Annotated in this window: 13 protein-coding genes; 5 read left to right on the forward strand and 8 right to left on the reverse strand. The window is 63.3% G+C overall.

Annotated elements, in window-relative coordinates; all coding sequences use genetic code 11:
- Window positions 1–219: 219 nt before the first annotated feature.
- The 3 genes from D3260_RS04130 (at window position 220) to D3260_RS04140 (ending at window position 4,025) form a co-directional block, all read left to right on the forward strand.
- The gene (locus tag D3260_RS04130) at window positions 220–2,613 is read left to right on the forward strand and encodes a penicillin-binding protein 1A (protein ID WP_120097311.1); all 2,394 of its coding nucleotides are present in this window, start codon (window positions 220–222) and stop codon (window positions 2,611–2,613) included.
- A 101-nt stretch (window positions 2,614–2,714) separates the two neighbouring features.
- Window positions 2,715–3,347 carry a hypothetical protein gene (locus tag D3260_RS04135; protein WP_120097312.1) on the forward strand — a complete coding sequence of 211 codons (633 nt, stop codon included), beginning with the start codon at window positions 2,715–2,717 and terminating at the stop codon, window positions 3,345–3,347.
- A 219-nt stretch (window positions 3,348–3,566) separates the two neighbouring features.
- Window positions 3,567–4,025, forward strand: a complete 459-nt coding sequence (locus D3260_RS04140) for a universal stress protein (RefSeq protein WP_120097313.1) — start codon at window positions 3,567–3,569, stop codon at window positions 4,023–4,025.
- Between the two features lie 21 nt (window positions 4,026–4,046).
- Here D3260_RS04140 and cysQ read toward each other — a convergent pair whose 3' ends face one another.
- Window positions 4,047–4,847, reverse strand: coding sequence for a 3'(2'),5'-bisphosphate nucleotidase CysQ (gene cysQ, locus D3260_RS04145; protein WP_120097314.1), 801 nt, complete (start codon window positions 4,845–4,847; stop codon window positions 4,047–4,049).
- 77 nt (window positions 4,848–4,924) lie between these two features.
- Window positions 4,925–6,250, reverse strand: a complete 1,326-nt coding sequence (locus tag D3260_RS04150) for a DEAD/DEAH box helicase (RefSeq protein WP_120097315.1) — start codon at window positions 6,248–6,250, stop codon at window positions 4,925–4,927.
- Window positions 6,251–6,718: 468 nt separating this feature from the next.
- On the opposite strand from D3260_RS04150, the gene trxA reads away from it, so the two are divergent.
- A complete protein-coding gene (gene trxA / locus D3260_RS04155; RefSeq protein ID WP_120097316.1) occupies window positions 6,719–7,045 on the forward strand; it encodes a thioredoxin TrxA in 327 nt (108 codons plus the stop codon).
- 393 nt (window positions 7,046–7,438) lie between these two features.
- The gene (rho, locus tag D3260_RS04160; protein ID WP_120097483.1) at window positions 7,439–8,695 is read left to right on the forward strand and encodes a transcription termination factor Rho; all 1,257 of its coding nucleotides are present in this window, start codon (window positions 7,439–7,441) and stop codon (window positions 8,693–8,695) included.
- Between the two features lie 409 nt (window positions 8,696–9,104).
- Here rho and D3260_RS04165 read toward each other — a convergent pair whose 3' ends face one another.
- The 6 genes from D3260_RS04165 to D3260_RS04190 all read right to left on the reverse strand — a co-directional run bounded on the left by D3260_RS04165 (window position 9,105) and on the right by D3260_RS04190 (window position 16,270).
- Window positions 9,105–9,755, reverse strand: coding sequence for a hypothetical protein (locus tag D3260_RS04165; RefSeq protein ID WP_120097317.1), 651 nt, complete (start codon window positions 9,753–9,755; stop codon window positions 9,105–9,107).
- 166 nt (window positions 9,756–9,921) lie between these two features.
- Entirely contained in the window at window positions 9,922–10,539 is a 618-nt protein-coding gene (locus D3260_RS04170) for a membrane integrity-associated transporter subunit PqiC (RefSeq protein ID WP_120097318.1), read from the reverse strand.
- The gene (pqiB, locus tag D3260_RS04175) at window positions 10,536–12,188 is read right to left on the reverse strand and encodes an intermembrane transport protein PqiB (RefSeq protein WP_120097319.1); all 1,653 of its coding nucleotides are present in this window, start codon (window positions 12,186–12,188) and stop codon (window positions 10,536–10,538) included. The genes D3260_RS04170 and pqiB overlap by 4 nt, the downstream gene beginning before the upstream one ends.
- Before the next feature lie 215 nt (window positions 12,189–12,403).
- The gene (locus D3260_RS04180) at window positions 12,404–13,705 is read right to left on the reverse strand and encodes a paraquat-inducible protein A (protein ID WP_158583388.1); all 1,302 of its coding nucleotides are present in this window, start codon (window positions 13,703–13,705) and stop codon (window positions 12,404–12,406) included.
- The gene (locus D3260_RS04185; RefSeq protein ID WP_120097321.1) at window positions 13,677–14,963 is read right to left on the reverse strand and encodes a citrate synthase; all 1,287 of its coding nucleotides are present in this window, start codon (window positions 14,961–14,963) and stop codon (window positions 13,677–13,679) included. The genes D3260_RS04180 and D3260_RS04185 overlap by 29 nt, the downstream gene beginning before the upstream one ends.
- A 35-nt stretch (window positions 14,964–14,998) precedes the next feature.
- Complete coding sequence (locus tag D3260_RS04190; RefSeq protein WP_120097322.1) at window positions 14,999–16,270, reverse strand: malic enzyme-like NAD(P)-binding protein; 1,272 nt, start codon at window positions 16,268–16,270, stop codon at window positions 14,999–15,001.
- Window positions 16,271–16,365 lie beyond the last annotated feature (95 nt).

Consider the following 16,365-nt stretch of genomic DNA (forward strand, 5'->3'; position numbering starts at 1 on the left):
ACCCGGCGAAACCCGCGCAACCGCGTGGATTTCAATTTGATTTTCCCCTTGGCCAAACTATACCCGAGGTCGCCATTCAGGCAATTCACGATACGATTGGCCGCTCTTGTCGTTCGGTGCGGCCGTGGCCGTCGAACGTCGCAGGCATACATGGTGGTCGATCGTCGGGGTATGATGCGGCCCGTCCCGACCGCTAATCCGACGCCTCAAGGTGACTCGATGGCAAAAAGATCCCGCGGCGTGCGGTTGCTCGTCATGCTGGCGGCTGGCCTGCTTTCGGCCGCGACACTGGCTGTTTGCATCGTCGCTGGTCTGTATCTGTATTTCGGACCGCAGCTGCCCGATGCCGGTGATATCGGCCAGACACAGCTCAACGAACCGCTGCGTATCTATACCGCCGATCACAAGCTCATCGGCGAATACGGCACCGAGCGGCGTATTCCGCTGACCTACGATCAGATCCCGCGGGCGCAGGTCTATGCGTTCGTGGCGGCCGAGGATGATCGCTTCTTCAAGCACCCCGGCGTCGATTATCAGGGCCTGGCACGGGCCGTCGTGCATCTGATCACCACCGGGCGCAAGACTCAGGGCGGCTCGACCATCACGATGCAGCTTGCGCGCAACCTGTACCTGACGCGCGACAAGACCTACACGCGCAAGATCAAGGAGATGATCCTGGCGCTGCGGCTCGAATCGAAGCTGTCGAAACAGCAGATCATGGAGCTGTATCTCAACAAGATCTATCTCGGTGAACGGGCCTATGGGGTCGGTGCCGCGGCCAAGGTCTATTACAACAAGCCCATCGACCGGCTCAGCCTCGCGCAGATGGCGATGATCGCCGGATTGCCCAAGGCCCCGTCGGCGTTCAATCCGATCGCCAACCCCGAGCGTGCCAAGCAGCGCCGCGACTATGTCCTTGACCGGATGCACGCGCTTGGCTTCATCGATGACGCGGCCTATCAGAGTGCGTTGAAGACACCGGTATCGGCCGGCGAGGACGAGGAAAGACGCGATACCAATCCGGTGCGCTACGACGCCCGCTACGTTGCAGAGATGGTGCGCCAGGACATGGTCGCTCGCTACGGCGACTCGGCCTACACCGGCGGCTACCGTGTCACGACCACGTTGTCGAGCAAGCGACAGGAAGCCGCGGACAACGCGTTGCGCAAGGATCTGCTGGCCTACGATGCGCGCCATGCCTGGCACGGTCCGGAAAAGCATCTCGACGCTGCCACGCTCGACAATGACTCGGCTCTGCACGATGCGCTGGACAACATGAGCGAGCGCGGCGGTCTGGTGCCGGCGGTGGTCACGGCAACCGACGGCTCGAACATGCAACTGGTCACCGCCCAATACGGGCGCATCACGATCGGCGCGAGTCAGATGCCCTGGCTTTCGGCCGGCAAGAATGCCAGTCAGCTCGCCAAGCGCGGGGATGTCGTCCGGCTGGCCTATACCGGTTCGAAGGACCAGAGCAAGGCGTGGACGCTGGCCGAGATTCCGAAGGTCCAGGGGGCGATGGTGGCCATGAATCCGCATACCGGCGGCATAGAGGCGCTGGTCGGCGGTTTCGACTACGGTCTGTCCAAGTACAACCGGGCGGTGCAGGCCCGACGACAGCCCGGCTCGTCGTTCAAGCCGTTTCTGTACTCGGCCGCCCTGGCACACGGGTTTTCTGCAGCGACACTGGTCAACGATGCGCCGGTGGTCTACAACACACCCGGCCTCGACAACTCGTGGCGACCGCAGAACTACTCCGGCAAGATCTTCGGGCCCACCCGCCTGAGAGAAGGCCTCGTCCACTCGCGCAACCTGGTTTCGATTCGCGTGCTGCGTCGGATCGGGGTGGGCAATGCGATCGATTGGGCCAGCCGTTTCGGCCTGCCGGCCGATCAGATGCCGCATAACCTGTCTCTGGCGCTGGGCAGTGCCTCGTTCTCACCGTTGCAGATGGCCGAGGGTTACTCGGTCTTCGCCAATGAAGGATTCCGGGTCAAGCCCTATTACATCCAGAAGATCACGGACGGACGCGGCAATGTGGCCTTCCAGGCCGAGCCGAAAGTGGCCTGCGACGACACATTCGATTGTCCGGCGCTGGCCGATACGGCCGGTCCGCAGGACGATTCACGCCTCGCCGAGCGTGCGATACCGGCGGACAATGCCTACATCGTCGGCGACATGATGCGCGACGTGATCAAGCACGGCACCGGGCGCGGAGCGCTCAAACTCGGGCGCAACGACCTGTCGGGCAAGACCGGGACCACGAACGACCAGATCGATGCCTGGTTCGTCGGATTCAACTCGAATCTCGTGGCGATCAGCTGGGTCGGTTTCGACAAGCTCACGCCGATGGGACACGCCGAGACCGGCGCCCATGCCGCCTTGCCGATGTGGGTCGATTTCATGCGGATCGCGCTGGACGGCATGCCGGATGCCACGCCCAAGCAGCCCGACGATATCCAGACCGTACAGATCGATCCGGACAGCGGGCAGCGTTCGCTGGGCGGCGGCGGCATCCCGGAAATCTTCCGCCCCGATGAGATTCCCACGGTCGAGCAGGCCAAGCGGTCCGGCAAGCACGACTCGGCCAACGAAGTGCAGCAACTGTTCTGATCCGTCGCGTATCGTGCCCCGGGCGTGCGGCGACGACCGGCGTTGTGAGACAGCGCGGGCAGCTGTCATGCTTTGGTGCCATCCGCCGGGAAATCATCGATATGGCCAGTGCACGGAAGCAGTCGGCACAACGCCAGCAGCTTGCTCAGATCGCGGCCCGTCTCATGGCAGAGCAGGGCATACGCGATTTTCGGGTGGCCAAGCACAAGGCCGCGCATCAGATGGGGATCGACGTCCGGCATTCGATTCTGCCCAAAAACAGCGAGATCGAGCAGGCCCTGGCCGCGCATCAGCGTCTGTTCGCGGCCGAGGAACAGCCGGCCGAACTCGAGGCGATGCGTCGCGAGGCATTGTCGGCAATGCGTCTACTCGACGCGTTTCGCCCACGCCTGGTCGGTGATGTCCTGTCGGGGCTGGCCAATGCCCACTCCGATATCCAGCTGCACGTCTTCGCCGAGCATTCCGAGACGTTCGATCTGTTTCTCGACCGTCAGGGCATCCCGTTCGAGATCGTGGAACGACGCTATCGCTTCGCCGAGGGGTACCGCTTCTATCCGGCTTTCCGGTTCGTGGCCGGCTCGCATCGTTTCGAGGCCACGCTGTTTCCGGAAAACGCGATCCGGGAAGCGCCGCGCAGCCTGGTCGATGGGGCGCCGATGGCGCGTGCCAACGCCGAGCGCGTCGCCCGGCTCGTCACCGATGCCGAGCTGGAGAGAAAACTGGCCGATCTATAGGACGTGCCGTCCGGAAACAGGCAGGCGCATCGCCCCACCAGCGGCGCCGTGCTGCCACGACAGGCATACGCCGGTGACGGAGCCGATGCTGTGCTGATAGATCAAGACACGAGCGGCCGAGCCGGCCCGGCCGGCGAGTCGCGCGGTGGCGGCTCGTGACGCATTCGGGCCGATCGTGATACACCGACAGGCATGAACCTTTGAGCCGGAGACACGCCAATGAAGAATTTCGACACGATCCTGCTGGCGTACGACGGGAGCGAGGAAGGCCGGGTGGCGCTTCGGCGCAGTCTGCCCTTGTTACATGCCGGCGAGGTAACGACCCATCTATTGGCGGTCGTGCCCTTGACCGGCGCCGTGGCAGCCGCTGAAGGGTTCTATACCGAAAGCATGTATCAATCCGAGCGCGAGCGGGTCGAGCGGATCCTGGCCGAGGGTGTGGCGATGCTGGAAGCCCAGGGCGTTGCGGCCGAGGGCGTGATCCGCGTCGGTGAACCGGCTCATCAGATCGCAAAGTTCGCGGCCGAGCACGCGATCGATCTGGTCGTGGTAGGCCATTCCAAGCGCGGTGTGCTGTCACGCTGGTGGCAGGGATCGGTCGGCGCGTCGTTGCTCGATCGATTGGATTGCAGCCTGCTGATCGCTCAGGACCCGGGCAGCGAACCGCCCGAGGCCTGAGCGGCCTCGAGCCGGCGTGATCTATTTGGCCAGATAGCCCTGCCAGTCGTGTTCGACGTCGCCGTAGGCGATGAACCAGTCGTTGAGCAGGCTGTCGGTCTCGTTGTAGCGCAACGGTCGGCCGCGCGTATCGGTGACTTGGCCGCCTGCGGCCTTGAGTACGGCATGGCCGGCGGCCGTGTCCCATTCGCTCGTTGGCCCGAGGCGCGGATAGAAATCGGCGCCGTGCTCGGCGATGATGCAGAACTTCAGCGACGAGCCCATGGAAACGGGTTCGAAATCGGGCATGCGCGAGAGCAGTTGATCGATGCTGTCCGACCGGTGCGAGCGTGAGACCAGAACGCGTGGTCTGTCGTGATGCGCGGCGCCGACCTGAATCGGCGTGCGCTCGCCGTCGCCAATCTGCTTGAACGCGCCGAGTTCGTTGCCCCCGGCCCACAGGGTATCGAGCGCCGGGGCATAGACGACGCCGAGCACTGGACGTCCGTCCCGGATGAGGGCGATGTTGATCGTGAACTGATCGTTCTTGTTCACGAACTCGCGCGTGCCGTCGAGTGGGTCGACCAGCCAGTATTCGCGCCACTCGGAGCGGGTGTCGTAATCGATTGCCGCGCCTTCCTCGGACAGCTGAGGCATGTCCGGAAAGGCTGCTTCCAGGCGCTGTGCGATGACGCGGTGAGCGGCCAGGTCGGCCTGGGTCAGCGGGCTGTCGTCCTTTTTGGTTTCGACATCGAATTCGCTGTGATAGATCGGCAGCGTCTGCGCCCCGGCTTCCATGGCGATGCGACAGACGGTGTCGAGCAATTCGTGGCTGATTTCCATGAGACCCACGCGGCTTGCACTAAAAGACCGCATCATACTGATGTGGTCGACACGAACAAGCGTTGTCGTTGTGCGTCTCAGCGAGAGCCGCGCGGCTTGCCGTTGCCGCGGCGCGGGCGGCCTCGGCCGCCGCCAGCGCGGCGTCGACGCGGGGCGGCGCGGACGTAGTCATCGACGAGCAGATTGTCGGGCGGCATCTCCGCGGCGATCTTGTGCTCGATGTAGGCTTCGATATCCGGCAGCGAGTAGACATATTCCTCGCAGGCGAAGGAAATCGCATGCCCCGTGTTGCCGGCCCGGGCGGTCCGACCGATGCGATGCACGTAATCCTGGGCATCCTGTGGCAGATCGTAATTGATCACATGGCTGACGTCGGGAATGTGCAGCCCGCGTGCCGCGACATCGGTGGCGACCAGGATCGGCAGTGCGCCGTTCTTGAAATCGGCGAGCAGACGCAGCCGCTTGTTCTGGGCGACGTCCCCCGAGAGCGTAGCCGCGGAGAAACCGTTGGCATTGAGCGTGTCCTCGAGATGCTCGGCCACGCGTTTGGTGTTGATGAAGACCAGTGTGCGGGCCTGCTCGAGCTCGCGCAGCAGGCCGATGAGAAGACCGGTCTTGTCGTCCTTGGAGACGTGATAGAGCTTCTGCGCGATGGCCTCGATATTGACCGTATCAACATCGGTGCGTACCAGCTCGGGCGCATTCATGTGTTCGTAGGCCAGTTCAAGCACTCGATGCGACAGCGTTGCCGAGAACAGCAGGTTCTGGCGCGCCGTGGCCGGCGGCATCTTGCGAAACAGATAGCGCACGTCGTCGATGAAGCCGAGGTCGAACATACGGTCGGCTTCGTCGAGTACCGCCACCTCGATCGCCTTGAGCGTATAGACCTTCTGTTTGTAGTAGTCGATCAGGCGGCCGGGCGTGCCGATGAGCACATCGACACCGGCAGCCAGCGCTTCGCGCTGCGATTCATAGCCGGTCCCGCCGTAACAGACCACGCACTTGAGGCCGGTTCGTGAAGCCAGGGGCAGAGCGTCCTGATAGATCTGATCGGCGAGTTCGCGTGTCGGGGCCAGAATGAGCGCCCGGGGTTGTGCGGCGCCGGAGGGCGCCCGTTCGCTCGGCGCCGCGGACTGTCGCAGCAGCCGATCGAGCGTGGCCAGCAGGAAGGCCGCGGTCTTGCCCGTGCCCGTGTTCGCCTGGCCGGCGATATCGCGACCGGCGAGCGCAAGCGGCAATGTGTCGGCCTGGATCGGCGTGGCGTGCGAGAAACCGCGCTCGCGTAACCCGTCGGCAATCGATTCATGCAGCCCCAGCGCGTCGAGGCGTACCTCGGTGAGCAGATTGTTGCCGGGCTCGGTGACCTCGACGGCGTTGGGATCTGCAGCGTGCGCATCGGTCATGGTCTGTCATCCTCGAATCGATCAATGAACCGGGCAGGGTCTCGCGGCGGTCTTGCAAGCCGCCCGTGTGTCTCGGTCGTCAAGCTGCATCGGCCGGCGGGCAGGGCTTGTCGTCACGGCGTGCTCGCCTGTCTCCGGTGCACCTGGCAGACGATCGGACGATGAAATCGCCCGATCGTCGAAATCAGGGCTTGAAAAAACGCCTCAGATAGGCTCCAATGTTGCGAAAGACCACTTGCGCGATACGCGCGGTCAGTCTTTTCGCATTTTCGGGCCTTTCGTCCGGCGCTCGTTTCTGCAATCCGCACTATAACAGCTAGATGCCGCGCCGACGCGTATGCGGGCGGTGGCCATGCTTGCAAATGACTCCCATGCCCTCAGGTACCGCCCTTAGGCAGGTGGCCGGTTCGCCACGAATGGCGCCAGGCATCTTCAATACAGTCCCATACGCCAATTGAGGACGTTCACATGAGTGAAAATATCGTCAAGGTCTCTGACGACAGCTTCGAGGCCGACGTGCTGTCGGCCAGTGGTCCCGTACTCGTCGACTACTGGGCCGAATGGTGCGGCCCGTGCAAGCAGATCGCACCGATGCTCGACGAGATCGCCGATGAATACGATGGCAAGCTGACGATTGCCAAGCTCAACGTCGACGACAATCCGGAGACACCCCCGCGTTACGGCATTCGAGGGATTCCGACCCTGATGCTGTTCAACAACGGCGAAGTCGCCGGCACCAAGGTCGGCGCGGTGTCCAAGGGACAGTTGACCGAGTTCATCGATCAACACATCTAGTCCGTTCGCGGCACCGCTGATAGCGGCGGTGCCGTCTGCCCTTCCTTTCTTATCGCCGCGACTCGCTGTAGGTGGCGGTATCCCGATCAAGCGTGTATAGCCGTGTCCGAAGAAACCGTTGAAGATCGCCAGTCGCAGGATTCGAATAACAACAATTCGAATAACAATAGCGCCGGGGGTGGCAACAACAACGGCGGTGCCAACAACAACCGCCGCGGCCGCCGTCGCAAGAACAACAACAGTGGTGGCAATAACAACAACAATAATAATAAGAAGGGCAACGGCGGCAACCGCAATCGCGGCGGCAACAAGGGCCCGAACAATCCGCCGAACGAAGACATCGACGAGGCCGAATTCGAGGCCTATGCCGGTGTCGCCGGCGATGGCCCGATCCTGAACCTGACCGAGCTCAAGCGTAAGACCGCGGCCGAGCTCATGGACATGGCGCAGGACATGGAGATGGAAAACATCTCCCGCCTGCGCAAGCAGGACCTGATCTTCGCCATGCTCAAGGCGCACGCCAAATCCGGCGAGCGCATCTATGGCGACGGGGTGCTGGAAATTCTGTCCGACGGATTCGGTTTCCTGCGCTCGAACGAATCCTCCTACATGGCCGGCCCGGACGACATCTACGTCTCGCCGAGCCAGATCCGTCGCTTTGCACTGCGCACGGGCGACAACATCCGGGGCCGTATCCGGCCGCCGAAGGAATCCGAGCGGTACTTTGCGCTGCTCAAGGTCGACGATATCAACGAGGATCCGCCCGAGAAGTCCAAGGGCAAGGTCCTGTTCGAGAACCTGACGCCGCTGTTCCCGACGGAGCGGCTGCAGATGGAGATCGGCAACGGTTCGACCGAGGACATCACGGCCCGCACGATTGATCTGGTCGCGCCGTTCGGCAAGGGGCAGCGCGGGCTGATCGTCTCGCCGCCCAAGGCCGGCAAGACGATGATGATGCAGAACATCGCGCAGTCGATCGCCTACAACCATCCGGACTGTCATCTGATCGTGCTGCTCATCGACGAGCGGCCCGAGGAAGTCACCGAGATGGAGCGCAGCGTGCGCGGCGAAGTGGTCTCCTCGACCTTCGATGAGCCGGCGGCTCGTCATGTGCAGGTCGCCGACATGGTCATCGAGAAAGCCAAGCGACTGGTCGAGCACAAGAAGGATGTGGTCGTTCTTCTCGATTCGATCACCCGTCTGGCGCGGGCCTACAACACCGTTGCGCCGTCCTCGGGCAAGGTCCTGACCGGTGGTGTGGATGCCAATGCGCTGCAGAAGCCCAAGCGGTTCTTCGGTGCCGCACGCAACGTCGAGGAAGGCGGCAGCCTGACGATCATGGCCACCGCGCTCATCGAGACCGGTTCCAAGATGGACGAGGTCATCTACGAAGAGTTCAAGGGCACCGGCAACATGGAGGTGCACCTGGATCGTCGCATCGCCGAGAAACGTGTCTACCCGGCGATTCACGTCAACCGGTCCGGTACCCGTCGCGAAGAGAAAATGGTGCCGCAGGACGAACTGCAGCGCATGTGGGTGCTGCGCAAGCTCCTGCACGGCATGGACGACCTGGCAGCCATGGAACTGCTCATCGACCGGATGAAGCAGACCAAGACCAACGCCGAGTTCTTCGAGTCGATGAAACGCTGATCGTGCCGGTCGCGCACCGGCGACAAGAAAAGGGCCGCGATCGCGGCCCTTTTTTATGCGCGCTATCAGCGTATCAGCCGGCCATCACTGGTCCGCGCCGTTGCTGCCGCCCCCGTTCTAGGGGCTGTTAACACTTCGCACGTGACCGCGTTGCCGCCCAAAAACCGGCCAGGCAAGACGCATGGCGCCGGCCCTGGTCATGCAAAGGTCAAGCCGTGCAACGCCGCAGGGCGCGATTTGCGGCCCAACCCACAGGGACAAGTGCCCAAGATCAAAAACACGACGGCAATCCAGCGCTCCAGCCCGCTGGCGCAGCATGACTGCCCGGCGCGTGCGACGCCTCGTCTTGCCGCCCATCGTCAATTTCAGGGCGCACTTGGCGCGGACTCGCACGAAACCTCAACAGGCCCTAGCCCGATTGGCCGCTGCCGCCGGCGGATTGATTGTCGTTCGAACTCTGCTCGCCGCCGTTCGAGGGACCGGCCACGCCTGGCTTGGCAGTCGATGCCGGCACGTGACTCGGTTGGTGCGTGGCCGGTTTGACGACCCTGAAACTGGTCATCACGTGATGGCCCTGGTACATCAACGGTTGATCGGCGTCACCGCGGCTGTCGTGATATTCGTACGTGCCGGCCTGGCCCGTATCCTGATGCAGCATTGCGTAGATTCGATCGCCGACAGCCACGGGGGCATTCAGATGCACGGTCGTGTTCTCGTGCATTCCCGAGCTGAGATGTTTCTGGCCGATCGTGCGGGTCGGGTCCATCTGGCCGTGGCCATTGCCAGGATGCAGCACAACCCAGCCGGCCTCGGGTATCTGCAGCTGACTGAACAGCACGGTGTCCTGTTTGATCGCCTGGTCGGCCGCGGCAACACGCGGCGTCGGCGCTGTCGTCGATTCGGTTGGTTGGGGGCTGGTATCGGATGTGCTCATCGCCTGGCTGTTGGTCGGGGCGGCGCCGCCGTTATCGGAGGCCGCCATCGCCGATGTCGAACCGACGACGAGCAGGGCCGCGGCGCCCAGCGCGCGCCCGGTGTTGTAACGAGAGATCAAGGCCATCAGGTCGCTCCATTCACGCGGTCGCCGGGCTCGCAGTGCCAGCGACCGATCATGCTCGAATATATTGACGGTCGATGGTACCGCAGGCGTGACGATGGGCGGGGTCTGGAGCGCGACTCGTATCGCCCGGGGCAGCGCCGGGCGACTGGAGGGTTCCCGCGCTGGCTCAGTTGCGCGTTGCCGAAGGCAGCGAGGCCGACAGCGGGGGGGCCATGTCGGCGGCCACTGCCTGCCAGCCCTGCGACAGGCTCGAGACCAGGGCCGGATAGCCGTCGCTGGCCAACGGGATGGTGCGATCGAAATTGTCACGGCGTACGAGCTGGCCGTCCGGGGCGGTCAGCTGCCACTGGCCCGCAATGTGAGCATTGCCGTCCTGGCTGCCGTAAAAGCGATCGATACGTGTCTGCAGCTGGTACAGGCCGTGCTGATTACTGGTGGCCCGGCGGACGTTGATCCGGTTCAGGCGTCGGCTCAGTACGTTGTAGAGCGTATCCGTGAGCTGGCCGGCCAAGGGGGCGGCCCAGCGATTGTTGTTGGCAACCACGACCCGATGCGGCGCGGTCTGATACACGATGCCGCCCTGGTTCAAATAGGACGCGGTGACAACGGGGGCGACCATCAGCGACGGCGAGCCGGGGCGAGTGCCGCCGGCGGCCGGCGTCGGGCCGCTGTCGAGTACGAACAATGACGGTGAGCTGTCGCCGGATGTGGCACATCCGGCGAGCAGGGCGAGGCAGACGAGCAGCAGGCCGAAGACGATCGGACGCGAGGCATGATGGGTCATGGCTTGGCTCTGGGCACGGGATCCTTGCCGTCGGGGCGGCCGAAGACCAGTGAATTCGGATGATCACGCAGTGTGCGTGTCAACGGGGCGGCATCGTCGAGTACCTGGTTGAGTCGTTGCAGGGTCTCGTTGAGCTGCTGATACGCCGGCGCGCCCTGCTGGAAGTTGTCCAGCGTCTGCTGCAGTTTGTCGAGCGTGTCGTTGATCTGGCCCGGAAGCTGACGTGTGCCCGGCTCGTCCAGCAGGCCGTTGACCTTGTTCGTGGTCTGATGGAGCGCCGAAATGGTGGCGTTGGCTTGCGAAATGCTGTGCTTGAGCTGACGCACGATCGGGCCGACGTCGATCTGGTTGAGTTTGTCCATCAGGTCGGAGAGCTGCTGCTGGATGCTCGTGATCTGGCTGGGCTCGCTGGGGAAGATGGTATAGCCGCCCAGCGTCTGCTGCTGGTACGAATCGGCATGCTTGTCGAAGCTGAGATCGATGAACATCGAACCGGTGAGCAGGTTCGATGATTTGATCGTGGCGCGCAGGCCGTTCTTGAAGAAGCGGATCTGATGGGCGCGCCATTCCTTGTCGGTCCAGTTCGCCCAAGCCAGGCCTCGGCGTTGCGGCTCGATCGCGATCAGGACCGGAATCCGGAAACCGGAGAAACTGGAGAGCGTGTAGTCGCTCGGGTAGAAGGGTACTTCCTCGACCGTGCCGATGCGCAGGCCGCGATATTCAACCGGCGCCCCGGCGGATAGTCCGCGAATCGAGTCGTTGAGCAGCACCACATACTTGAGCTTGCGCTCGAAACGATCCTGGATGGCGGCATTGCGTGTCTGATAAAGCTTGAAGCGGTCGCCATCGGCGACCGATTTGCCGGCATCCACGCCGTCCGGCAGGCCGAAGGTCACGCCGCCGGCCAGCACGCTCTGCAGAGAGCCGAGCTGCACATCGACACCGTCCGAGCCGAGATGCAGGTCCACGCCGGAGCGCAGCCAGAACTGGGTCGGGCCGGTGATCAGTTCCGAGAAAGGCTTGCGGATGAACACCGTGTAGATTGTCTGGCGTTTCTCGATTGAGAAGTTGCTGGCCTCGATCTGACCGACGTTCTGGCCCTGATAGACGATCGGATCGCCCACGGACAGCGTGTTATCGCCGTCGTTGACGAGCTTGACCGTCACGCCCGGCTGGTTGGTCGACAGAGGCGGCGGATTGTCGCGGACCTTGAAATGACGCTTGTCGCCGGGCTTCTGACTCGGGCGCAGCTGCAGGTACGCCCCGGACAGAATCGTGTTGAGACCGGAGATGCCCTGTGGGCCCACGCGCGGTTTGACGACCCAGAACTTGGTATCCGGCCCGAGTAGCTTGGCCGTGTCCGGATTCATCTGCACCGTGAGGACGGCGCCGTTGTAGTCGTCGGCCAGTTCGATCTGACTCACCTGGCCGACGTCCACGCTGCGAACCTTGAGTTTCGTGCTGCCGGCTTCGATGCCCTCGGCCGTGTCGATGTCCAGCGTGATCACGGGTCCGCGCGACGACAGATTGTCATAGAGCAGCCAGCCGCCGACGAGCACCGCGAATAGCGGGACCAGCCAGACCGGCGAGATGCGCCAGCGTCTTGCCGGGGCGAGACGGGCAGTGTCGGCGGATTCGTTGTCAGACATCGGCACCTCGGGCGCGTGGTGTTCAATCGTACGAAATCCGGCGCCTATCGGGTGCAGCGCGCGGCTGCGCGGTACGCCGGTTCGGCCAGTCTAGGGTAGCGTGGCCCTGTATGCCGCATCATCGTCGCCAATGGCGGCGTGCGGCGCCCCGTGGCTGCGGTTCGGCCTCGGGCAGTCCGGAATGCCGGCCCGGATGGCATCGCGGTCGTCCGCGCTCAACATGTGTTCTGCTCGGGCGTCGAATGCGTCGAATGCGTCGGCCAGAGGAGGCGTGTATCGAAGGTATGGGCGGCAATCATGGTCAATATCACCACCGCCGCGAACGCGACGACGCCGAGCCCGGGCTGGATGGACATCAGGGATCCGGCCTGGACGAGCGTGGCAAGCACGGCCACGACGAATACGTCTATCATCGACCAGCGACCGATCTTCTCCGTGATGCGGAACAGCCGCGTCCGGCCGAGGCTGGCTTCGGCCTGGGGCCGTCGGGTTGCGATACACAGCCAGGCGAGTGCCAGAATCTTGGCGATCGGCACGACGATGCTGGCAAGGAAGATCACGAGTGCGATCGGCCAGTCCCCGTGTGCGGCCAGATGCAGCACGCCGGCTGCGATGGTCTGCGGCTGGGCGGTGCCAAGCTGCACCGTGACCAGCACCGGATATAGATTGGCCGGTATGTAAAGCACCGTCGCGGTGAGCAACAGTGCTGCCGTCATCTGTACGCGATCGATATGCGGCGCCCGTGCCTTCTTGCCGCAGCGCGGGCAGTGTTCGTGCTCGGCGCGTACATAGGGCGTGTCGCAGCCGCCACAGGCAATGAGTGCCTGACTACGCCCGGTTGCCGCGCTCCGGATGTGCGCCGGCAGCGCCGGCCGTGGCACCAGGCGATCCCAGAGTGCGGTCCAGTCGATCAATGTGGTCGTGCGTAGCAGCAGGGCCGAGTAGAGACAGAAGGCCACGAAGCCGCCGTGCATGTGGATATCGGCCAGAGAAATGATCTTGATCAGGCTGACCAGTACGCCGACGATGAACACGTCGGACATCATCCACGGTTCGATCGGCCGCATCACACGGGCCAGTGCTATCCGCCTGGGCAGGGCAAGGCGCCACTGCGCGGCGATGGCGATATAGGCCAGGCTGGCCAGATAGATGCCGGGAAAGACCACGGTGGTGGCCATGAGCAGGGCCGCGATCAGTCCGTAATCATCGGCCGAAAGCGCGTGCACCGTATCGATGAAACTCATCACGTGGCCGACGCCACGCGTGGAGAAACCGAGAAAGGGAAAGACGAAGACCAGCGCCAGGACGATCAGGGTCGCGAGCGCCCATGCCAGCGGCTGCTGTGTATCGCGCTGTGCGGCACCGGTCAGATGATGATGACAGCGTGGGCACTCGGCGCGCTGGCCGAGCGCACGATGCGGGAGTGCGACCACCCAGTCGCACTCCCGACAGACGACCAGGCGTTGCCGCCGGTCGTCTCGGTCGGCATCAGCGTTTGTCGATATCGACGTAGTCACGCAGATCGTAGCCGGTATAAACCTGGCGCGGCCGCGCGATGCGCATCTTCGGGTCGCCCATCATCTCGCACCAGTGCGAGGCCCAGCCCACCGTGCGGGCGATCGCGAACATCGGGGTGAACATATTCACCGGGATGCCCAGGGCCTGGTAGATGATGCCGGAATAGAAGTCGACGTTCGGATAGAGCTTGCGCTCGACGAAGTACTCGTCTTCCAGCGCCACGCGCTCGAGTTCCAGGGCCAGCTCGAACAACTTGTTGTTCTGCATGTTGTAGTGCTCGAGCACCTGGTGACAGTAGCCGCGTATGACCTTGGCCCGCGGGTCGAAGTTCTTGTAGACCCGGTGACCGAAGCCCATCAGCTTGAACGGATCGTTCTTGTCCTTGGCCTTGTCCAGGTACTTGGGTACCTGGGAGGCATCGCCGATTTCGGCCAGCATGTTGAGCACGGCCTCATTGGCGCCGCCGTGGGCCGGGCCCCAGAGGGCAGCGATGCCGGTCGAGATCGCGGCGTACGGGTTGGCACCCGTCGAGCCGGCCATGCGCACCGTCGAGGTCGAGGCGTTCTGTTCGTGATCGGCATGCAGGATGAACAGCACGTCGAGCGCCTTGGCAGCGACCGGGTCGACCTCGTATTCCTCGGCCGGGACTGCGAACATCATGCGCAGCAGGTTCGAGGTGTAGTCGAGCTGGTTCTTCGGCCCGATCTTGGGCTGGCCGACGCTGTGCTTGTAGGCGGCAGCGGCGATGGTCGGCATCTTGGCGATCATGCGGTGCGCAAAGATCTTGCGATGCTCGGGATCCCGCACGTCGGTCTTGTCGTGATAGAAGGCCGACAGCGATCCGACGATGCCGGTGAGCACGGCCATCGGGTGCGCGTCGTAATGGAAGCCGTCGTAGAACTTGACCAGCGATTCGTTGAGCATCGTGTGATGCGTGATCGCATCACGGAACTCGTCCATCTCGGTCTTGTTCGGCAGCTCGCCGTTGAGCAGCAGGTAGCAGACCTCAAGATAGCTCGACTGCTCGGCCAGCTGTTCGACCGAATAGCCGCGGTACATCAGCTTGCCGGCTTCGCCGTCGATGAAAGTGATGTCGGAATCACAGCTGCAGGTGGCGGTGAAGGCCGGGTCGTACGTGAATACACCCTGCGTGCCCGCCAATCCGCGAACGTCGACCGCCGGCGTGCCGAGCGTGCCTTCCACGAGATCGAGCTCGCTCGACGTGTTGCCGTCGCTGATTTGATAGGTCTTGGCCATAGTGCATTCTCCCGAAGGTTGCCGCCGCAAGGCTGTTACTGATCGTCGATATCGATCGCCGGTTGCGGGTAGTGCGAAGGGTAGTCTGTGCGCGCCACACCGGTTTCGATCGCGGCCGCGGCAATCGCGGGCGGGACGAAATCGATCAGGCGCGGATCAAAGGGGCTGGGGATGATGTAGTCCGGGCCGAACGACATCTCGTCCCGGTCATGGGCCTCGAGCACCGTGCGCGGCACCGGTCGACGGGCCAGTTCGCTCATCGCACGCGCTGCGGCCACGCACATCGGCATGTTGATGCGGGCCGCGCGCACGTCGAGCGCGCCGCGAAAGATATAGGGAAAGCCCAGCACATTATTGATCTGGTTCGGGTAATCGGAGCGCCCCGTGGCCATGATCAGGTCATCGCGCACGCGCTTGGCGTCTTCGGGCGTGATCTCCGGATTGGGATTGGACAGGGCAAAGACCACCGGCCGGGCCGGCATCGAGGCGATCTGTTCCTTGGAGACGGTATCGGGTCCGGACAGGCCGACGAACACATCGGCCACGGCCATGGCGTCGTCCACGGTGCGTTTGTCGGTGCGCGTGGCGAACTTGGCCTTGTATTTCGACAGGTCGTCGCGCTCGTCGTGGATGACGCCGCGGCTGTCGCACATGTAGATGTTCTCGCGGGTAACGCCCATCTCGATCAGCAGATCCATCGAGGCGATGGCCGCGGCGCCGGCACCCATGCACACGATCTTGGCATCGGCGATCTGCTTGTCCTGCAACTCCAGGGCATTGATCAGGCCGGCCGCCACGATGATGGCCGTGCCGTGCTGATCGTCGTGGAAGACCGGAATATCCAGGCGTTCGACGAGCGCGTTCTCGATCTCGAAGCACGCCGGCGCGGCGATGTCTTCGAGATTGATGCCGCCGAAGGTCGGCGCGATCCGGGTGACCGTCTCGATCATGGCCTCGACGGTATCGGCATCGACTTCGATATCGAAGACATCGATATCGGCGAATTTCTTGAACAGAACGGCCTTGCCTTCCATGACCGGCTTGCTGGCCAGTGCGCCGGTATTGCCGAGGCCGAGCACGGCTGTGCCGTTGGAGATGACGGCCACGAGATTGCCTTTCGACGTATAGCGATAGGCATCGCTCGGGTTGTCGCGAATGGCCTTGACCGGTTCGGCCACACCGGGCGTGTAGGCCAGCGACAACTCGCCGTAGGTCGAAAACGGTTTGGTCACGGAAATGCCGAGTTTCCCCGGCTTCGGACGTTCGTGATAGTCCAGGGCTTCTTGTCTACGCGAATATTCGGCCATGGCATCCGTGCCGTTGCAGCCGGTCCATCCGTGGTGACGGATCGACGGCGACGAAATAAATGACGGACGAGTATAGACGGCCGTTCCGGTGGTCG

Source organism: Salinisphaera sp. Q1T1-3, assembly GCF_003602005.1.
Classification (GTDB): Bacteria; Pseudomonadota; Gammaproteobacteria; order Nevskiales; family Salinisphaeraceae; genus Salinisphaera.